Annotated in this window: 15 protein-coding genes and 1 riboswitch; of the genes, 9 read left to right on the forward strand and 6 right to left on the reverse strand. The window is 49.5% G+C overall.

Features of this window, described 5'->3' with window-relative positions; all coding sequences use genetic code 11:
* The coding region (locus H6F90_RS00655; protein ID WP_190549314.1) for a sigma-70 family RNA polymerase sigma factor at window positions 1-216 on the forward strand (216 nt) is incomplete at its 5' end.
* Between the two features lie 123 nt (window positions 217-339).
* Here the strand turns inward: H6F90_RS00655 and bchD are convergent.
* Window positions 340-2400, reverse strand: coding sequence for a magnesium chelatase ATPase subunit D (gene bchD, locus H6F90_RS00660; protein ID WP_190549316.1), 2061 nt, complete (start codon window positions 2398-2400; stop codon window positions 340-342).
* A gap of 414 nt (window positions 2401-2814) precedes the next feature.
* Window positions 2815-2973: riboswitch (cyclic di-AMP (ydaO/yuaA leader) on the forward strand.
* Window positions 2974-3062: 89 nt separating this feature from the next.
* On the opposite strand from bchD, the gene ntrB reads away from it, so the two are divergent.
* The 4 genes from ntrB to H6F90_RS00685 all read left to right on the forward strand — a co-directional run bounded on the left by ntrB (window position 3063) and on the right by H6F90_RS00685 (window position 6586).
* Window positions 3063-3914 (forward strand): nitrate ABC transporter permease, encoded by an 852-nt coding sequence (gene ntrB, locus H6F90_RS00670; protein WP_190549320.1) that lies wholly within the window; start codon window positions 3063-3065, stop codon window positions 3912-3914.
* A gap of 103 nt (window positions 3915-4017) precedes the next feature.
* Window positions 4018-5442: an ABC transporter substrate-binding protein gene (locus H6F90_RS00675; protein WP_190549322.1), complete on the forward strand. Its 1425-nt coding sequence runs from the start codon at window positions 4018-4020 to the stop codon at window positions 5440-5442.
* A 39-nt stretch (window positions 5443-5481) separates the two neighbouring features.
* Window positions 5482-6321 carry an ABC transporter ATP-binding protein gene (locus H6F90_RS00680; protein WP_190549324.1) on the forward strand — a complete coding sequence of 280 codons (840 nt, stop codon included), beginning with the start codon at window positions 5482-5484 and terminating at the stop codon, window positions 6319-6321.
* Window positions 6322-6340: 19 nt separating this feature from the next.
* Window positions 6341-6586 carry a hypothetical protein gene (locus H6F90_RS00685; RefSeq protein WP_190549326.1) on the forward strand — a complete coding sequence of 82 codons (246 nt, stop codon included), beginning with the start codon at window positions 6341-6343 and terminating at the stop codon, window positions 6584-6586.
* On the opposite strand, the gene H6F90_RS00690 is transcribed toward H6F90_RS00685, so the two are convergent.
* From H6F90_RS00690 to H6F90_RS00705, 4 genes are all read right to left on the reverse strand, one after another.
* Complete coding sequence (locus H6F90_RS00690) at window positions 6534-7769, reverse strand: HAMP domain-containing sensor histidine kinase (RefSeq protein ID WP_190549328.1); 1236 nt, start codon at window positions 7767-7769, stop codon at window positions 6534-6536. The genes H6F90_RS00685 and H6F90_RS00690 overlap by 53 nt on opposite strands.
* Before the next feature lie 130 nt (window positions 7770-7899).
* The gene (locus tag H6F90_RS00695; protein ID WP_190549330.1) at window positions 7900-9132 is read right to left on the reverse strand and encodes a HAMP domain-containing sensor histidine kinase; all 1233 of its coding nucleotides are present in this window, start codon (window positions 9130-9132) and stop codon (window positions 7900-7902) included.
* Window positions 9133-9279: 147 nt separating this feature from the next.
* Complete coding sequence (locus H6F90_RS00700; protein ID WP_190549332.1) at window positions 9280-10167, reverse strand: PD-(D/E)XK nuclease family protein; 888 nt, start codon at window positions 10165-10167, stop codon at window positions 9280-9282.
* A gap of 2 nt (window positions 10168-10169) precedes the next feature.
* Entirely contained in the window at window positions 10170-10760 is a 591-nt protein-coding gene (locus H6F90_RS00705) for a PAP/fibrillin family protein (protein WP_190549334.1), read from the reverse strand.
* 212 nt (window positions 10761-10972) lie between these two features.
* Between H6F90_RS00705 and H6F90_RS00710 the strand changes: the two genes are divergently transcribed.
* From H6F90_RS00710 to H6F90_RS00720, 3 genes are all read left to right on the forward strand, one after another.
* The gene (locus tag H6F90_RS00710; RefSeq protein WP_190432510.1) at window positions 10973-11209 is read left to right on the forward strand and encodes a DUF3134 domain-containing protein; all 237 of its coding nucleotides are present in this window, start codon (window positions 10973-10975) and stop codon (window positions 11207-11209) included.
* 119 nt (window positions 11210-11328) lie between these two features.
* On the forward strand, window positions 11329-12432 hold the full coding sequence (gene mraY / locus H6F90_RS00715; RefSeq protein WP_190549336.1) for a phospho-N-acetylmuramoyl-pentapeptide-transferase: 1104 nt from the start codon (window positions 11329-11331) through the stop codon (window positions 12430-12432).
* 234 nt (window positions 12433-12666) lie between these two features.
* Window positions 12667-13005 (forward strand): STAS domain-containing protein, encoded by a 339-nt coding sequence (locus H6F90_RS00720; RefSeq protein WP_242024258.1) that lies wholly within the window; start codon window positions 12667-12669, stop codon window positions 13003-13005.
* A 69-nt stretch (window positions 13006-13074) separates the two neighbouring features.
* Here H6F90_RS00720 and H6F90_RS00725 read toward each other — a convergent pair whose 3' ends face one another.
* Window positions 13075-14085 (reverse strand): hypothetical protein, encoded by a 1011-nt coding sequence (locus H6F90_RS00725; RefSeq protein ID WP_190432514.1) that lies wholly within the window; start codon window positions 14083-14085, stop codon window positions 13075-13077.
* Window positions 14086-14510: 425 nt separating this feature from the next.
* On the opposite strand from H6F90_RS00725, the gene H6F90_RS00730 reads away from it, so the two are divergent.
* On the forward strand, window positions 14511-15692 hold the full coding sequence (locus H6F90_RS00730) for an alpha/beta hydrolase (protein ID WP_190549338.1): 1182 nt from the start codon (window positions 14511-14513) through the stop codon (window positions 15690-15692).
* Window positions 15693-16045: the final 353 nt, after the last annotated feature.

Here is a 16045-nt window from a genome sequence, read left to right on the forward strand (position 1 = left end):
CTCGAAGAAGACCGTCAGCAGTTGCAGAGAGCGCTGAGCCAGCTAGAAGACAAGACAAGAGCCGCGATCGAGCTTGTTTACTTCAGCGACTTGTCCCGCAAAGAAGTTGCAGAACGAATCGAGGTCAGCCCGATGACAGTGACTCGTCGCATCCAGAGAGGCATCCAGCAGATGGTGGCTTATCTCCAGCCTCAAGAATTGCAAACTGACCCCTAGAATTTAGCTAATCTCAGATTAGCCATCTAAGTTAGCCATAGATTTTCCTACATCAGATCCTCCTGCATCTGCCAGATTGAACTTAATCAATCTGGCATTTTTGTTGCTGCTTGGTTTTCTGGCTTAGCGGGTTCTGACATCGGCGATCGCATTTCTGGCCATCGAGGCAATGGCGCGATCGGTCGCTTTGGGGAGATGGTAGTATTTGCCGCCTGCGTGCTTGGCTAGCTCTTTAGCAAAGCCTGTCGAGATGAACTTGCTTTCTGTGTCGATCACCAGCAGTTGAATTCGCAGGCCGCGAATCTTTCCAGCGATTTCTAGCAATTCTCCTTTAATATCGGGCTTTTCGCCCTCTTGAATCGGTTCACCCAGCGATCGCGCCAGTGATACATTGCCCCGACCATCCGTAATCGCCACAATCACCACTTGGCCAATATCTCCCGACTGTTGGGCATTCATGCCGACTCGGACAGCTTGGGTCAGGCCATGCGCCAAAGGAGAACCGCCCCCGCAAGGCATGCGATCGAGCCGTTTTCTAGCAGCCGCGATCGAGCGAGTGGGAGGTAGGAGCACTTCTGCCTGTTCGCCTCGGAAGGGGATCAGGGCAATTTGATCACGGTTTTGGTAGGCTTCGGTCAACAACTGCAAGACAGCACCTTTAGCCGACTGCATGCGGTTCAGCGCCATTGAGCCAGAAGCATCAACCACGAACACAACTAAGGCTCCAGCCTTCCGAGCTAAGCGCTTAGCCCGAATATCGGGTTGCTCCACAATTACCCGACGATCAGGTTGCCGTTGACGACGGGCTTTCTGGTAAGGGGCGGCAGCGCGTAGCGTGGCATCTACTGCAATCCGTCGGACTTGGCCTCTCGGCAACATCGGTTTGATGTAGCGGCCCCGATCTTCCGAGAAGATAATTGTCCGAGCACCCGACTTACCCTGCCGATTAGCCGCCATCTGAGCAAAGTAGAGCACAGATGGGTCAAGAATCACGCCTTCGGGGTCAAAGATAAACTCTTCCGGAACGTTGGGCGGTTCTTGCTCTTGCTCTGGTTCGTCCTGCTCTTCTTTTTCTTCCTGGTCGTCCTGGTCTTGCTCAGATTCGTCCTGCGGTTCGTCTTGATTTTGTTGGGGCGGTGGCGGTGGGGGCGCAGGTGGCTCTTCGGGCGGGGTTTGAACGACTGTGGATCGGGGCACAATCACCAGTTCTACAGCTCGCCGCAAATCCTCGGCATTGACGCTGGCTCGTCCTTCTAATGCTGCATGAGCTTTGGCAACTCGCACGGCAAACAGTTCTGCCCGGTGGCCTTGCACCCCGCCCCGTAGCGCTTCATTGACGAGGTAGGCAATTTGTTCTGGCTGAATTTGGATATCTTTTAGCCACTCGCGAGCCAAGACAATTTGAGTTTTGAGGCCGTCTAAATCTTCGTCGTACTGCTCTAAGAAAGATTGGGGAGAGTTAGCGTACTGAGTAGCTTGGTCTACCGCTTGCACCCGCTCATCAATCCCTAAAACGGCATCCGCAGAGAGGGCGATCGCAATTCTATCCAGCAAGTGCTCTCGTAGCGAACCTTCTTCGGGGTTGTAGGTGGCAATCAGCAACGGCTTGCAGGGGTGCTGGAAACTAATGCCTTCCCGCTCCACTTGGTTGCGCCCTTCGGTCAGGGTGCCTAACAGAAGATTGGCAATTTGGTCGTCTAGGAGGTTAATTTCATCGACATACATCACGCCACGATGCGCTTCAGCCAACAATCCGGGCTGAAAAACGGTTTCCCCACGCTTGATTGACTGGCTGACATCAACCGAACCGAGCAAGCGGTCTTCAGTCACACCTAGCGGAATCTGAATAAAGGGTGAAGGAATAACTTCGGTGAAGGGGAGAGGCTGACCCCCAATTACAGGCATTTGACCGTTGGCAGCCTCAAGCAGCAGTTGGTCATCCCACTCGCGGGGATTGTTGGGGTCGCAGTTGCAAGCGGAGCCTTTGACGATTTCAATGGGGGGTAACAGGGCGTGAATTGCCCGCGCCATAACTGACTTGGCGGTGCCGCGACGACCTGCAATCACTACGCCACCCAAGCCAGGGTCAACGGCAGCTAGTAACAACGCCATCTTGATGGCTTCTTGGCCCACAACAGCGGCGAGAGGAAAAGCAGTAATCGACGGGTTAGTCAGCGCAGGCATGGTTTCGATCAATAGCGAGTCCAGTGTTTCAGCATAACAAGGAACCGGGGCCAGAACTCACGCGATCGCTCTTGATCCTCGACGGAAATTTTGTCTAAATGCTCTCAAATTACTATAAATAAAAAGCGTGGTAGGAATTACTAAACCTAGAGTTAGGGAGTTAATTCTTAATAGAATTACTCGTTCTTAATTGTAGAAAAATTAGTTTTATATTTAGTTGACTGTAGCTTTTACTACTATCTTAATTAACCTCTAACTGAGTCCTGAAAGTCGCTCTTAGCCTTAGAAGTCAATGATTTAGTAACAATTTTTTGCTTCCATCTCAAGAATGATTGCCGATCGCAAAAACTAGTGATAGACTGCGGGGAATTCAATAAGTAAGTTAGCCTAATCCAGCGTCTAAAAGTGCGATCGCTTTATTTAAAGCCGAAAGCTTTAGAGTTAAGAACTGGAGCGGAGGAACCAAAATTTGGGGCTTATCTTGAGCAAGCTTTATTTCTAAAAAGCAGCCAGGGGGGACATCTCTCAGTCCTAGCCCGTCAGCTAACTCCGTCGGCATTGGGAGGAGACTGAAGATCAGCATTTTCATTCTGGTCTTTGCAGTGTCCTTGGTTGGTATAGCGACGACTTACTTGTACCCGCCTCGACTCTGAGATAAATCAATGCTTCAACTCAATCTTGCTGCAATTGCAGTTGCAGGACAGGTAGCTTGGCGACGAACCAAGCCATTTTTGATCCGAGATACGGTGCTACTCCCCGCCCTCGGGTTTTTAGGCATTATCTTGCTGTGGTGGTTGGCAGCCATCTTTAATCCTGACTTAATGCCGACCCCGCCAGAAGCTTTAGTCGCTAATTTGGATTACATTTTGCATCCATTTTATCGGCGCGGCCCAGGTGACTTGGGCATTGGTTGGTTGCTCCTAGCTAGCCTACGCCGAGTGATCCTAGGGTTTTTCTTGGCAGCGATCGTAGCGATTCCAATTGGTTTTTTGGTGGGTATGTCTAAGCCCGCTATGATGGCGCTCAATCCGGTGATTCAAATCTTTAAACCTGTCTCACCGCTTGCTTGGTTGCCGATCGCCTTAGCTATCTTTAACTTGGCTGATCCTTCTGCTATTTTCGTCATTTTTATTACCTCTTTATGGCCAACAATTATTAATACTGCGTTGGGTGTTTCTAGCGTGTCCCAAGACTACATTGATGTGGCACGAGTCTTAGAAATGCCTCGTTGGCGGCGCATTACTAAAATCATTTGGCCTGCGAGTCTACCCTATATTTTTACTGGCCTACGGATCAGTTTGGGTATCGCCTGGCTAGTGATTGTAGCTGTAGAAATGCTCACAGGTGGTATTGGGATTGGCTTTTTCGTCTGGGATGAGTGGAACCGCCTAAACTTGAACTCAGTCTTCCTCGCGATTTTGGTCATTGGTGTCACAGGATTGTTGCTCGACTACGCCGTTAGCAAGGTAGAACAGCTGGTCACCCATCGCACTACACCGGGCACTAATTTCTAGACCCTCACCAATTCCCCCAGAATTGGGGGCTAGGGGGCGATTTGAGTGGTGACAAGCAGTCGTCAAATAGCCTCTGACCTAATCGCTAAAAACTTTTTCGACTATGAGCGATACATTTGAGCATCAATGGACCCGACGAGATTTTCTTAAGGGGATGGGATCTGCTGCGGTAGGCACGACTCTTGCCTCCTGTAGCATTAGTGGCGATCGCAGCGCTAAAGGTTTAACCGAAGAAGCTTTAGCTATCAAACAGGTAGTCAGGCCAGAAGATCTGGAGAAACCGGATCTCACGGTGGGCTATGTGCCCGTGAATGACTGCGCGCCGTTTGCGATCGCCTGGAAAAAAGGCTTTTTCCGGAAGTATGGTCTCAACGTAAAACTCAACCGAGAAGCCAGTTGGGCAACTTCTCGCGATGGCATCATATTTGGCCGTACCGATGCCGCTCCCGTGGTTTCTGGAGCCGTAACTAACGCCCGGATTGGCGCTGAGGGAGCCAGACATGCACCACTCTGTGCCGCGATGACGATTCATCGCCACGGAAACGCCATGACCATGAATCGCAAAATGTGGGATGCAGGCATTCGGCCCTGGCGAGACTACAACGGTGACCTAGAAGCCTTTGGTCGTGACTTCAGAAACTATTTTGAAAATCAACCCTCCGAGCAGCGAGTTTGGGCAGTGGTGCTCAGTTCTGCCATTTATGAATACTTTGTCCGCTATCTGGCCGCCGCCGCAGGAATAGACCCGCTAAAGGAATTTCGCGTCATCATTATTCCACCACCGCAGATGGTGAGCAATGTGCGGATTGGGGCAATGCAAGCCTACATGGTGGCGGAGCCGTGGAATAGCCGTGCCATTAGCCCTTTGGGTAAAGGAAAGGAGGGCATTGGATTTACGTTTGCTCAGGGAAAGGAGATCTGGTTGGGACACCCCGATCGCTTGTTGGGTGTGATGGAATCGTTCATCAACGAAAATCCCAAAACCTACAGATCTTTAGTCAAAGCCATGATTGAGGCTTGCCAGTATTGCAGCAAACCGGAAAATCGGGCTGAAGTTGCTCAACTCATTTCCGAGCGATCGTTTACGGGAGCGAAACCCAAATTCACCCGTCCCGCGATCATCGGGGAGTATAACTACGGCGGCTTTGATGGCAAAGAGCGAATTGATCGTTCACTCGATACCACGATTTTCTTTGATATCCCTGACAACATCCCCAAGCAACCCAACGAACACTCTACCTTCCCGTGGCGATCGCGTAGTATTTGGCTGATGACACAGGCAGCGCGTTGGGGACAAATCAAAGAATTTCCTAAGAACGCCGAAGAACTGGCCACCCAAGGTTGGCGAGCTGATTTATATCGTGAGATTGCTGCTGAAATGGGGATCGCCTCTCCCCAAGAAGATTACAAAGTCGAGTCACCGGAAGTATTTATTGATAAGAAGGGATTTGACCCCAGCGATCCCGTGGGTTATCTCAACAGTTTTGCTATTCGCGCTAACGCACCCCAACGATTTTTCCTCTCTTAAGGTTTTGTTCCTTACCTCGTAGCCGCTTCGGAGTTAATCATGGTCAAATCCACTAGCCAGTTTGCTGAGTCTGATAGTCGCACCCCAACTCATCCGGGTGGTTTCTTGGTAATTGAGAACTTGGTCAAAGCTTATCCCACAGCGGGTGGGGGCGAGTCTGTCGTTTTAGATGGTATTGACTTGACCATTGGTGAAAATGAATTCATCTCTGTCATTGGTCACTCGGGTTGCGGTAAATCAACCTTGTTGAAGATTGTTGCGGGTTTAGAAACGGCCAGTGGTGGGTCTGTTAGGCTAGAAGGCAGAGAAATCCGCAAGCCAGGAGCCGAGCGGATGATGGTATTCCAACACTACTCTTTGTTGCCGTGGCTGACAGTCCGGGAAAACATTCGCTTAGCAGTAGATGAGGTGCTAAAGCGCGTCCCTGCTCGTGAGAAACAGCAGATCGTCAATGAACATTTGGCGATGGTGAATCTTACTGCTGCCGCCGACAAATATCCAGACGAAATTTCGGGTGGGATGAAGCAACGAGTCGGGATTGCGCGGGCGCTCGCGATTCGGCCCAAGATGCTGCTGATGGATGAACCGTTTGGGGCGCTGGATGCCTTGACGCGAGGCAAGTTGCAACGGCAAGTGCTGGATATTTGGGAGAACCAACGGCAGGCCGTAATGATGATTACCCACGATGTCGATGAGGCGCTTTATATGTCTGATCGCATCGTCATGATGACCAATGGCCCTGCGGCCAAGATTGGTGAAATTTTAGATGTCCCCTTTCCTCATCCCCGCGATCGCGCTGCAATGCGTAACTCTCGCGAGTATTTTGACCTCCGGAATTATGTGTTGAACTTCCTCGATCACTACTTCACTCAAGATTAGAGCAGGAGTTGAATTAGCTATGTTTACGATTGGCGATTCCGTACAACATCAAATGACTGGGCAGTTGGGCAAATTAGTGGGCTATGGTCATCAAATCTCGGAGCAAGGCGCTTATCTACCCACGCTACAAGTCCTAATGACCGATGAACTAGCGCTAACCCATCACCACGAAGTCCTCGAAGACCTCACCTCTGCCTGGATAGTCCGGCCACTTACTCGCTCTGGAGAGACAATTCCTGAGGCAGCATCCCTTCAGCAGGTTTAACCTCCAGTGGCAAAGTCACCGTGAAGGTAGAGCCAACTCCCACTTGAGAGGCCAACTCGACCTCACCTTGCAGCAGTTTAACTAATCGTGCCACGATCGCCAGTCCTAAGCCTGTACTATTCGACAGATAGGATTGGTTATTGGGCATGACTCGAAAATAGGGATCAAAAACCTGAGTTTGATTGTCAGGCTCAATCCCAACTCCTGTATCGCTAATCGCGATCGCCCAAGTTTGGTTGGGTTGGGTTTCACAGGTGATATGAATCGAGCCTGTCTCGGTATAGCGAATGGCGTTACTGAGCAGATTCATCAACACCTGCTGCAAGCGTAAAGCGTCAGTAACAACTTCTTCAGGAGCGCGATCGCAGTCAACTACTAACTGCAAGTCTTTGCTGCGAGCTAAAGGTTCAACAATTTCTAAAGTCTGCTGAATAATGCCTCGTATTTGAATTGGTGCTGGGTGCAGCTTCATCCTGCCAGCATCATACCGAGAAATTTCTAAAGCATCGTTAATCAAGTGGAGCAACTGCCGACCGCTGCGGAGAATGCGCTCAATGTGCTCCAACTCTTGATAGTTATCTTTATCTTCCTCTGGCTGTCGGTGTTTACGTAAAAACAGATCCGAGTAGCCAATGATGGAAGTTAAGGGAGTTTTGAGTTCATGGGCTAGGTGCGACAAATTCTCTTTGCTGGCCCGCACTAAACGAGTTAACTCTTGATTGGTGAGCTTCAGTTGCGTCTGTAGTTGCTCTAGTTCTTTCAGCCGTCCGTGGGTATAACTCTTAAAACAACGAGCGATCGCTTCATCAATTACCGTATCAATCAAACGCACAGCTCGCAGTAGTTCTTTGGGTGAACTTTGCAACAATCCGGTTTCCAAAGTTTCAAAGATCACGGCGCGTAGTAGACGGTACTCACGGGCGATTTCGGCTGGGTCAAATCCTTGCTCGGCGCGGACGATGCCATGTTCTAAACTGCTTTCGACTAGCTTTTGTAGGTCTCCTTCTCCGTCATTCGACAAAATGCTAGCCATTGCCTGCAAAACTTTGGGGAAGCTATTGCGCAGGGCTTTGTAAGTCAGCTCCTGAGCGATCTCGATCTGGCTATCCTGCCGTACCGCACTCACCCAATTTTGCTCAATGATCTCTATCTTGTCGGTCAGTAGTTGCCCAAAGTCCACCATATTGCTGCTTGCCGTTTGGCTGCGATCGCCTGCTGATTAGAAGTAGCTTAACCAGCCCGCGTTGACTCTCGCCTCGTACGAGGGAAAGAATTTTGCTGCCTTTGATTGGCTACCTCTTCAGCATTAAAGCTTACCTGACCAAGCTGGTAAGGCCGATAGACGGATTGGCGGCTGAAATATGTTGCGGAAAAACGACGGTGAAGGTAGAGCCTACATGCAACTCCGACACCAGTTGAATTTGACCCTGCAACAACTGCACCAATCGCGCCACGATGGCTAAGCCTAGGCCAGTACTCTCGGGCAATACCGAGGGGGAATGATCGTTGACTCGAAAGTAAGGATCAAAGACTCGTACTTGGTCTTCAGAACTAATGCCCAGCCCTGTATCAGCGATCGCGATCGACCAGCGTTGATCGGGTAAGCTGTGACACTGGACATGAACTGTCCCTGTATCGGTATAGCGAATCGCGTTACTAATCAAGTTAGTAATGACCTGCTGCAAGCGGAGAGGATCGGTTGCGATCTTGGCAGGAGCCGCATCGTAATCGATGTCTAGGATCAGTCCTTTTGCTAGCGCTACGGGTTCTAGCATTTCCATCACGCTATTGACGACTAAGCGCACATCAATTTCAGTCAGCTGAAGCTGCATGTTGCCTGCTTCGTAACGCGATAGCTCTAAAACATTATTGATCAAGCGCAATAGACCGCGGCCATGCCGTAGCACCCGCTCAATATTCTCGATACTCGGAAAGTTATCTTTTACTTCAAGTTGTTGCCGCTGCTGCTGACGCAAAAAGAGTTCTGAGTAGCCAATGATGGAATTGAGCGGCGTTTTGAGTTCGTGGGCTAATAAAGAAAGATTCTCTTGGCTGGTGCGAACCAAGCGGGTTAACTCTTGATTGGTGAGGGCAAGCTGGCTTTGCAGTTGGTCCAATTCTCGGAGTCGCTCTTCTACATAACTCTTGAAGCATTGAGCGATCGCCTCATCCACCACCACGTCAATCAGCCGAAACGCTCGAATGATGGCGGCGGGCTCTGCCTGTAGTAACTCAGTCTGTAATGCTGTGAAAATTTCTGAGCGCAGCAGGCAATATTCCCGCGCAATTTCTCTGGGGTCAAATCCCTGCTCCGCCCGCCAAATCCCATGATTAAGACTGGCAGCCACTAGCTCCTGCACATTACTGTCCTGAGATTCACAAAGTACAGTAGCCATTGCGGCCAAGACGTGAGGAATATGATTGCGAATCGCTGTCGGAGAGAGGTCATCTGCACTTTCAATGTGCTGATCTTGATGCACTGCTTCTACCCACTGCTCAACTATGGCCTCAGTCTTCTCAACCAGGATTCGCCCAAAATCTTTCATCGTAAGAATCCGGAGGAGTGGTAGAAAAATCTTCTCTCTCTGGTATGAAGCCAGTCTAACGATTACCCATCTATTCCGCTAGTCGTAGAAACCGGAGTGGGAGTGCAGTATTGCTGCATGGCGGCGATATCATTGATATTTGTCGCTTCAGAGCATCACTTCATCAATGCGGTCGAGGTTTGCTAACCAATCTGCTACCGGAGCGACTTCCAAATCACTAGAGTGACGCTGACAGCGGCCCGAAAACTGGCAATCGTCACAGCGTTCTATAGCTACGTTGACTTGGGGAAACGGTTCGCCCTGCTGATATTGTTCAAGCCAGTCTGTGAGTTGCTGTAGCAGTTGCGTCAACTCTTGCCGTGTCTGCTCATGCCAGGTGGAACTGTAGGGGAAGGTGAGGTTTTGGGGTAACGGGGCCTTCGTTGGGTCATCCTGAGCTTGCACGAACCAGTAAGTCAAAGAAATTTGTTCTGGTAGATAGGCACTAGTTTCTGCCAGCACAAATGGATATAGACGAGTTTGCCAATTGTGCGCGAGCCAGTTTTGCTGCGGCGGACGAGGGTAAGTTTTCCAGTCTAGAATTCTGGCTTGTTGCTCCTCCAGCATGACCAAGTCATAAATCACCGTGATCGGATACCCTTGCACACTGCAAGTCCGACGGTGCTCACTTTGTCGCCAAATAGCATCTGAAGGAGTAGCCAGCCCGACAATTTCTGGAACTGCGGCTAGCAAGGTATTGATGCAGCGCTGCATCTGAGCATCTTCTGCCATGAGGGCATCGATGGGTAATCCCAGTTCCCGCTGCTGCATCAATAGGTGAAAACGGCTGCCCCATGCCTGATGGGCTTGTTGTTCTGGGGTGGAGGGTGAGCCGAGTTGCTCTAGATAAATATGTTGAAACTTCCGGGGGCAACTCTCTAGCAGGTTCAATTGCCCCTGAGACAGCCGCAACCTAGGCTCGGCGCTGTCAGCGATCGCCCCATTAACCGCAACATTATTGGCAATGTCGAAGTTGGTCTCCCAATGGCTCTGCATGGTTACTCTCGCACTTTGGTCAAGACGAAAACGCTGCCTTCATTGCCCCGCCCAATGCGTAAGTCGGCATCGAGATAAGTAATATCTAGCCAGCCTTGCTGATCTCGGTCTGCAATACTAAAGTCGATCGCGAAGAATTTTTCCCCAGACTCCAGCCGTTGCACAAATTGAGATGGCCACTGATAGCCGAGCAGCCGCTGCAAACCCAACACAGAGCGCTCAAACTTTACCTCGACTCGTCGCTCTGAAACCGCTTGGAAGCGGGCTGCAACACTGACCAACCCTTCTAGATAGGGCAAGCCATGCACTTCCGCTAAGTTATAGATTTTGGCTTCGGCAGCCCGAATGTATTGGTAAATTTGACCTAACTTCAGCAAAGGAAATTGATCAATATTGAGTAGACCGCGACTGGTTGTGTAGAGTAAACGCCAGTTGCCGTCTAAAAGATCACTGGCTTCCGTCGGTCGTGGGGTAGGATTGCGGTCTTCCAATTGAGCGATCGCTGCTAATATAGCCAGTTGATCACGCTCTGTCGCGAGCAAACCTCGATTCTTCCCTGCGATCGCTTCTAATAATTCTGCCTTGCCTAACATCGGAGCTGACCTCTACTAGCTGGTCTGATCTTGATCGTGTTACAGCAACTTGATAAGTGTTAGAGCAACTTTACAAATCTTTTGAGGCCTTTCTTGACTTCAACCCAAATATCCGCTAGAGATGTCTTCACGAAATTCACCACTCGGTGGTAGACTCTGGGCATCTCCGTTCGTCAGAATAAAAAAGTAGCTACTCTAGGCCGAACCTTAGCATGTACAACCCTTCTTTGCGGCAGCACGCTCGTAGCGAACGCGCTCCCATCATTCCATTACAGCAAGAGTCTTCAATTTTAGACTGGCTGGAGGCAAATGGTCGTCTGTTGGCTCGCGATAGTCAAGATTTCGACTACTCCGATAATGAGGAAGAAATCGCCGAGCTTATGGCGGTTGATGATGGCACCTATGACACCGATGACGATGACGACGATGCCCTCGATCTAGATGAATAGAGCGAGTTGGTATCGCTCTATGTTTGGCAATCGCCCAAATGGGTAAAATTTTGTCCTGAATTTCCAAAGATCAGCTCGAAATCTTTGGCATGTGTGGTGTGAAGTGAGATGACAATCCAGTGGACGCAAAACTATTTTCTGACCGATCCATCAAGCTGACTGGGACGATGCTGCTGCTAACGCTGTGGACAGGACTGAGCTTTGCCGCCTCAGCGCTAGATTGGTTTGCCAACCGTCCCCTCTGGCAAGGGCTTTCGTTGACTTTGCCGTTGTGGATTTGTGGCCTAGTAACCGCCGCATTAGGTTATTGGGCTGTACCCTTGCTCCGGGCGCTGAAAACCGGGCAATTTATTCGGGAAGACGGACCCCAAGGCCACTTAAAGAAGGCAGGCACCCCAACGATGGGTGGTATTTTCTTTGTGCCTGCGGCGGTGGCGATCGCGCTGCTCTGGTCTGGATTTAATGCCAATGTAGTAGCAGTCTCAGCCCTGACACTCGGCTACGGTTTCATCGGTTGGTTAGACGACTGGCAAGTATTACGCCGCAAGTCCAATAAAGGCATCTCGCCCCGAATGAAGCTCGCCCTGCAAGTGCTGTTTGGCGGGCTGTTCTGTCTTTGGCTGATGCTGACTCAAGGTGAAAGCATTACCACGGTGGCTCTTCCCTTTGGACTGGCACTGCCTTTAGGATTGCTATTTTGGCCCTTGGCTTGGTTTGTGTTGGTGTCCGAGAGCAATGCCACCAACCTCACCGATGGTCTTGATGGCCTGGCAGGCGGCACCGGAGCGATCGCTCTCTTGGGTCTAGGTGCTTTGGTTGCACCAACTCATCCCGAATTAATGTTATTTTGTGGTTGCCTCAGTGGTGGCTGTCTGGGCTTCTTAATGCATAACCGGAACCCCGCTCGCGTCTTCATGGGAGACACGGGTTCCTTGGCCTTAGGGGGAGCCTTAGCTGCGATCGCTCTAATCACCAATACTCTATGGGCACTGCTAATACTCGGGGGCCTTTTCCTAGCAGAAACCCTATCAGTAATCGCGCAAGTCAGCTATTTCAAGGCGACTAAAGGGCCTGACGGAGTCGGCAAGCGCCTATTCAAAATGGCCCCCCTACATCACCATCTAGAGCTTTCCGGTTGGTCAGAAAACCAAATTGTGTCACGGTTTTACCTAACAGGGGGATGTTTAGTTTTGGTGTGTCTACTGCTTCACCTCTTTGTTTAAGCGTCTCCTAAAACTGGATTAAATCTAAAAGTTCGGACTCCTTGCCAGGGGTTCGAATTTTTTTAGTGCCAGCTCGATTCCTTAAAACGAGTGAGAGATAGTACGAAGAGGAGTTAAACCATTCGAGCTAGTAACCTAAAGATTAGGTAAACCGCTGGTTATATCTAGCTACTCCAAAGCCCATAGCGTTTATGGTTGGGAGCATCTAAGCAATTTCCCCCTGCACTTGGGTTTATGATGCAATACGCACCTTCCCGCCCCCAATTTGAAGTTTTTCAAGTTTCTGGTCATCTCAATGGAGTCAATGCCACTGATTTGCAGAACCAGTTGAAGCATAAAGTTGCTTCGACCCCTGCACAAGACATATTAGTGGACATGGCTCAAGTGGATTCTCTAGATAGTTCTGGACTAATGGTGTTAGTCGGAGCGCTTAGCTTTGCCCAGCGTTTGGGCCGTCAGCTAGTTCTATGCTCAATTTCACCTTCGGTCCGCATCATTTTTGAGCTGACTCAGCTCGACAAAGTTTTTCCAATTTTTGATAATCAAGCTGCCTTTGAAATGACTTTGCCCTAAATTTAGGGTGCATTTGCCTCACGCAGTTAGTTGGGGCTTATGGCGTGACTTATCTGAGTCAGTCAAAGCTTAAGCTTGCATCCGTCTAACTTCTTCATTGGCTTCTAGCTGAAATCTTAAGTTTTGGTTGTATTCTTCGACGTGCTTCAGTTCTGCTAACTTACGCAGAATCGTTTTAGTAAAGTTCTCGGCGTCAGGGAGCTGGTCGGCAATTTGTGCCGTCTCCACTTCAATCTCAATCATCTTGATCATGCGTGAGTACTCACTAACCAGCCGCTGGTTATTACTCATCTGCTTGCTCAAGATGCCTACGGCACTCGTGGTGCGACGAATCCGGTTGGCATAAAGCTTGTCATCAAACTGCAACATTTTACGTTTGAGCGAGTCCAGTTGGCTGATCAGCGCCTGGTTCGCAGCAGACTCATGCTTTAGTTCGCCCAAACGCTGCTCTAAGCTGTATTTCTGAGTAAGGAGTTTCTGATCGGCGAGTAAGCGTGACTCCTCCTGCACATTCATTTGCAGCGGAGGACTTGTTAGCTGAGCCGTATGAGCAAGCTTCGCGTAGAGTAAGAGACTAGCTGCACTCAGCATTGATAGCAGGAAGATATTGGCCCCAGTCAACAGCAAAGACAAAAACACCGTGGCGGAGACGGTGCCACGAGTGGCCACTAAATAACCAGGGCTAGGCACAGGTGAGGGTAAAAGATAATCGCTACCTGTCGTATGGTTGGTAATTGCGATTAACTTTTTCAGGACATAGCCTTGGGTGGTATAGAGCAGCGAAATCATATCGCCCCGACGCACCGGAATCCCATCCTCTGCTCCTGGAACGGAAAACTTCAAGACTTGAAGACTTCTGCTTGGCGTAATAATGCGGAATTCATAGTGCCGTTTATAGAACCTAGGCAGCTTAGCGGTGAGGTAAAGCAGCACCTCTCGCATAGAACTCCGTTGAGAGAGCTTGCCGTAAACCACACCATATTTGCGTTGGCAGGAGGTGCATCTCAACTGAGGAATGCTGTCATAGTTGAGAGTACCCAGGGGTGTCAGACACGATGGGCATTGAATTGACCGTTTCATAAAGAGGGGGCTCTGACAGAGCCAAGTTTCAAGCTTGCCTGAATGGAAACAGTGCTACATGCGAGCAGCACGTCAGTAGATCGATTCTAGTGCTTGGATTTAAAAGTGGGTGGGAGAATTTGCAAGTAGAAGAATTTGTAACAGAAGCCGCGATCGCCCCTCTAAATTGCCCTATAAATGGCTCCATAAGATTGCCCCATAAATCGCCTAGATCGATCGTCTAACTAGATGCCTAACTAGATCGCCCCAGTCACAGGAAAAGTTTTTTATAAAGAATATTAGATGCGGAATGACTCAATAGAGTTATGTGGTATTCAACAACGCTATCCTGACCATTCAAGCTTTTGCCTCGGTGTAAAGGTCTATGTTTGAGTCTTAGTTGAGGCTTATTCAATGACCCTGTTCTACCCTCTAGGATCACCCTTATGAATCCCGCTTTGCAGACCAGTACCACCCCCAGTGCGGAACAACTAGCCCAAACGAAGCAAGCGATCGCCGCTTACGTTGCCACTATTGATGCCAACCCAGATCGTCGTTCGGGTGCCTACCCCTACTACCTCTTTCACGAACCTGGGCAAACTGTTCATGGCACTATCCTGATGTTTCATGGTTTCAGTGCAAAACCCCATCAAATGTGGCGCTTGGCTGAATACTTATTCCAGAATGGGTTCAATGTTTATCAAGCAACCCTAGCCGGTCATGCCTTTGCGCTGCCCAACAAACATTGGCCCCAAGTTGATCTCAAGCCTGAGCTTGCTGAGCCTTTACGCCGGAAAGTTCAGCAAGACCCTGTTTTACAAAACTATTTTGCTAATCTATCGGCTAACCCCAGCGATCGCCGCCCCAGTGCGACCCAACGTATCGCTTTATTAGCGAGGTTGCTAGCCATTGAGCCTCGCCTACTAGATATGATGCAAGCTATTAGTCGGCCAGATGATCCCGACTTTGAGCGCTACTTTATCTCCTCTCACCTAGAATACTTGAGCGAAGCAAAAGCTCGATTGGCTGAATTGGATGCACTCCCAGGCCCGGTTTATACGGTGGGTTTGTCAGTTGGGGGTGCTGTCGCTCTAGGTCTTGCTGCAGCTCGTCCCGATCGCATCGATCGCGTTGTGGCTTATGCCCCTCTCCTCAAAGTTGATGGAGAAGAACATCGGCAATATGTAAATATGGCAGGTCCGCTGGATATCAAAGAACTAGGTTGGGACCCTGATCTGCAATTCCCTGTGGGAGCGCTAACGGCAGCCGATCGCTTTGGCAGCTCCTTTGTCCTGAACTCCAAGCAAACTCGTACCTTACAAAATATTCCCACCTTCTTAGTGCTGACTGAGAACGAGGATGCGGCTGATGTGAAGACGAATCAAACTTTCTTTCGGGAAATCGGTGGTAATCACCAAGGGCATTACTCTTACCTATACCCAGCTCAAGACTTAGTGCCTCACCCAATGGTGGACCCCACTGAGGTAAGCCAGAACATGAGTAATCGTTTCTGGCAAAGTCTTTACCAGGAGACATTCCGTTTCCTGACGCAGGGTAAGGTGAACTTAGGTAATATGAGTAATCTAGAACAAGCGGCTGATCTGCCTCTCGTACCCGCTGTTCAATAGACTGGATTAATTTGCGTAGCTACACAGCGCCTACTTGACTAACTCTATTTTGATGGCATACTTCCTTGGCTAAATAGCTGAGGAAGTTTTGTGGATTGGGCTTACGGTTTTAGCTATAGGTGCCTGAATTATTTAGTAGATAACAAGGTGCTTAAGGTCGAAAAGCTGTACCTGAGCTGGTAAAAAACGCGATCCCCTAAATTGCAAACTCAGCTCATTGATGAAAAGTATAGTAGGATACAAAATAATTGCGCGTATCAACAAAAATAGACGAAGGTTAATTTTGCTAACCTTTCGTTGCCTTGTTATTCCATGTATAAATTTTTTTGATAGCAGAAGCAGCCTAAAAGGCA

It is taken from the genome of Trichocoleus sp. FACHB-591, assembly GCF_014695845.1.
In the GTDB taxonomy this organism is placed as follows: Bacteria; Cyanobacteriota; Cyanobacteriia; order FACHB-46; family FACHB-46; genus Trichocoleus.

What these genes read in the sequence shown, in the direction of transcription:
- H6F90_RS00675 (WP_190549322.1), top strand. Translation starts at nt 4,018, where the DNA reads ATGAGCGATACATTTGAGCATCAATGGACCCGACGAGATTTTCTTAAG.
- H6F90_RS00680 (WP_190549324.1), top strand. Translation starts at nt 5,482, where the DNA reads ATGGTCAAATCCACTAGCCAGTTTGCTGAGTCTGATAGTCGCACCCCA.
- H6F90_RS00685 (WP_190549326.1), top strand. Translation starts at nt 6,341, where the DNA reads ATGTTTACGATTGGCGATTCCGTACAACATCAAATGACTGGGCAGTTG.
- H6F90_RS00725 (WP_190432514.1), bottom strand. Translation starts at nt 14,085, where the DNA reads ATGAAACGGTCAATTCAATGCCCATCGTGTCTGACACCCCTGGGTACT.
- H6F90_RS00720 (WP_242024258.1), top strand. Translation starts at nt 12,667, where the DNA reads ATGATGCAATACGCACCTTCCCGCCCCCAATTTGAAGTTTTTCAAGTT.
- H6F90_RS00695 (WP_190549330.1), bottom strand. Translation starts at nt 9,132, where the DNA reads ATGAAAGATTTTGGGCGAATCCTGGTTGAGAAGACTGAGGCCATAGTT.
- bchD (WP_190549316.1), bottom strand. Translation starts at nt 2,400, where the DNA reads ATGCCTGCGCTGACTAACCCGTCGATTACTGCTTTTCCTCTCGCCGCT.
- H6F90_RS00705 (WP_190549334.1), bottom strand. Translation starts at nt 10,760, where the DNA reads ATGTTAGGCAAGGCAGAATTATTAGAAGCGATCGCAGGGAAGAATCGA.
- H6F90_RS00730 (WP_190549338.1), top strand. Translation starts at nt 14,511, where the DNA reads ATGAATCCCGCTTTGCAGACCAGTACCACCCCCAGTGCGGAACAACTA.
- H6F90_RS00700 (WP_190549332.1), bottom strand. Translation starts at nt 10,167, where the DNA reads ATGCAGAGCCATTGGGAGACCAACTTCGACATTGCCAATAATGTTGCG.
- H6F90_RS00690 (WP_190549328.1), bottom strand. Translation starts at nt 7,769, where the DNA reads ATGGTGGACTTTGGGCAACTACTGACCGACAAGATAGAGATCATTGAG.
- H6F90_RS00710 (WP_190432510.1), top strand. Translation starts at nt 10,973, where the DNA reads ATGTACAACCCTTCTTTGCGGCAGCACGCTCGTAGCGAACGCGCTCCC.
- ntrB (WP_190549320.1), top strand. Translation starts at nt 3,063, where the DNA reads ATGCTTCAACTCAATCTTGCTGCAATTGCAGTTGCAGGACAGGTAGCT.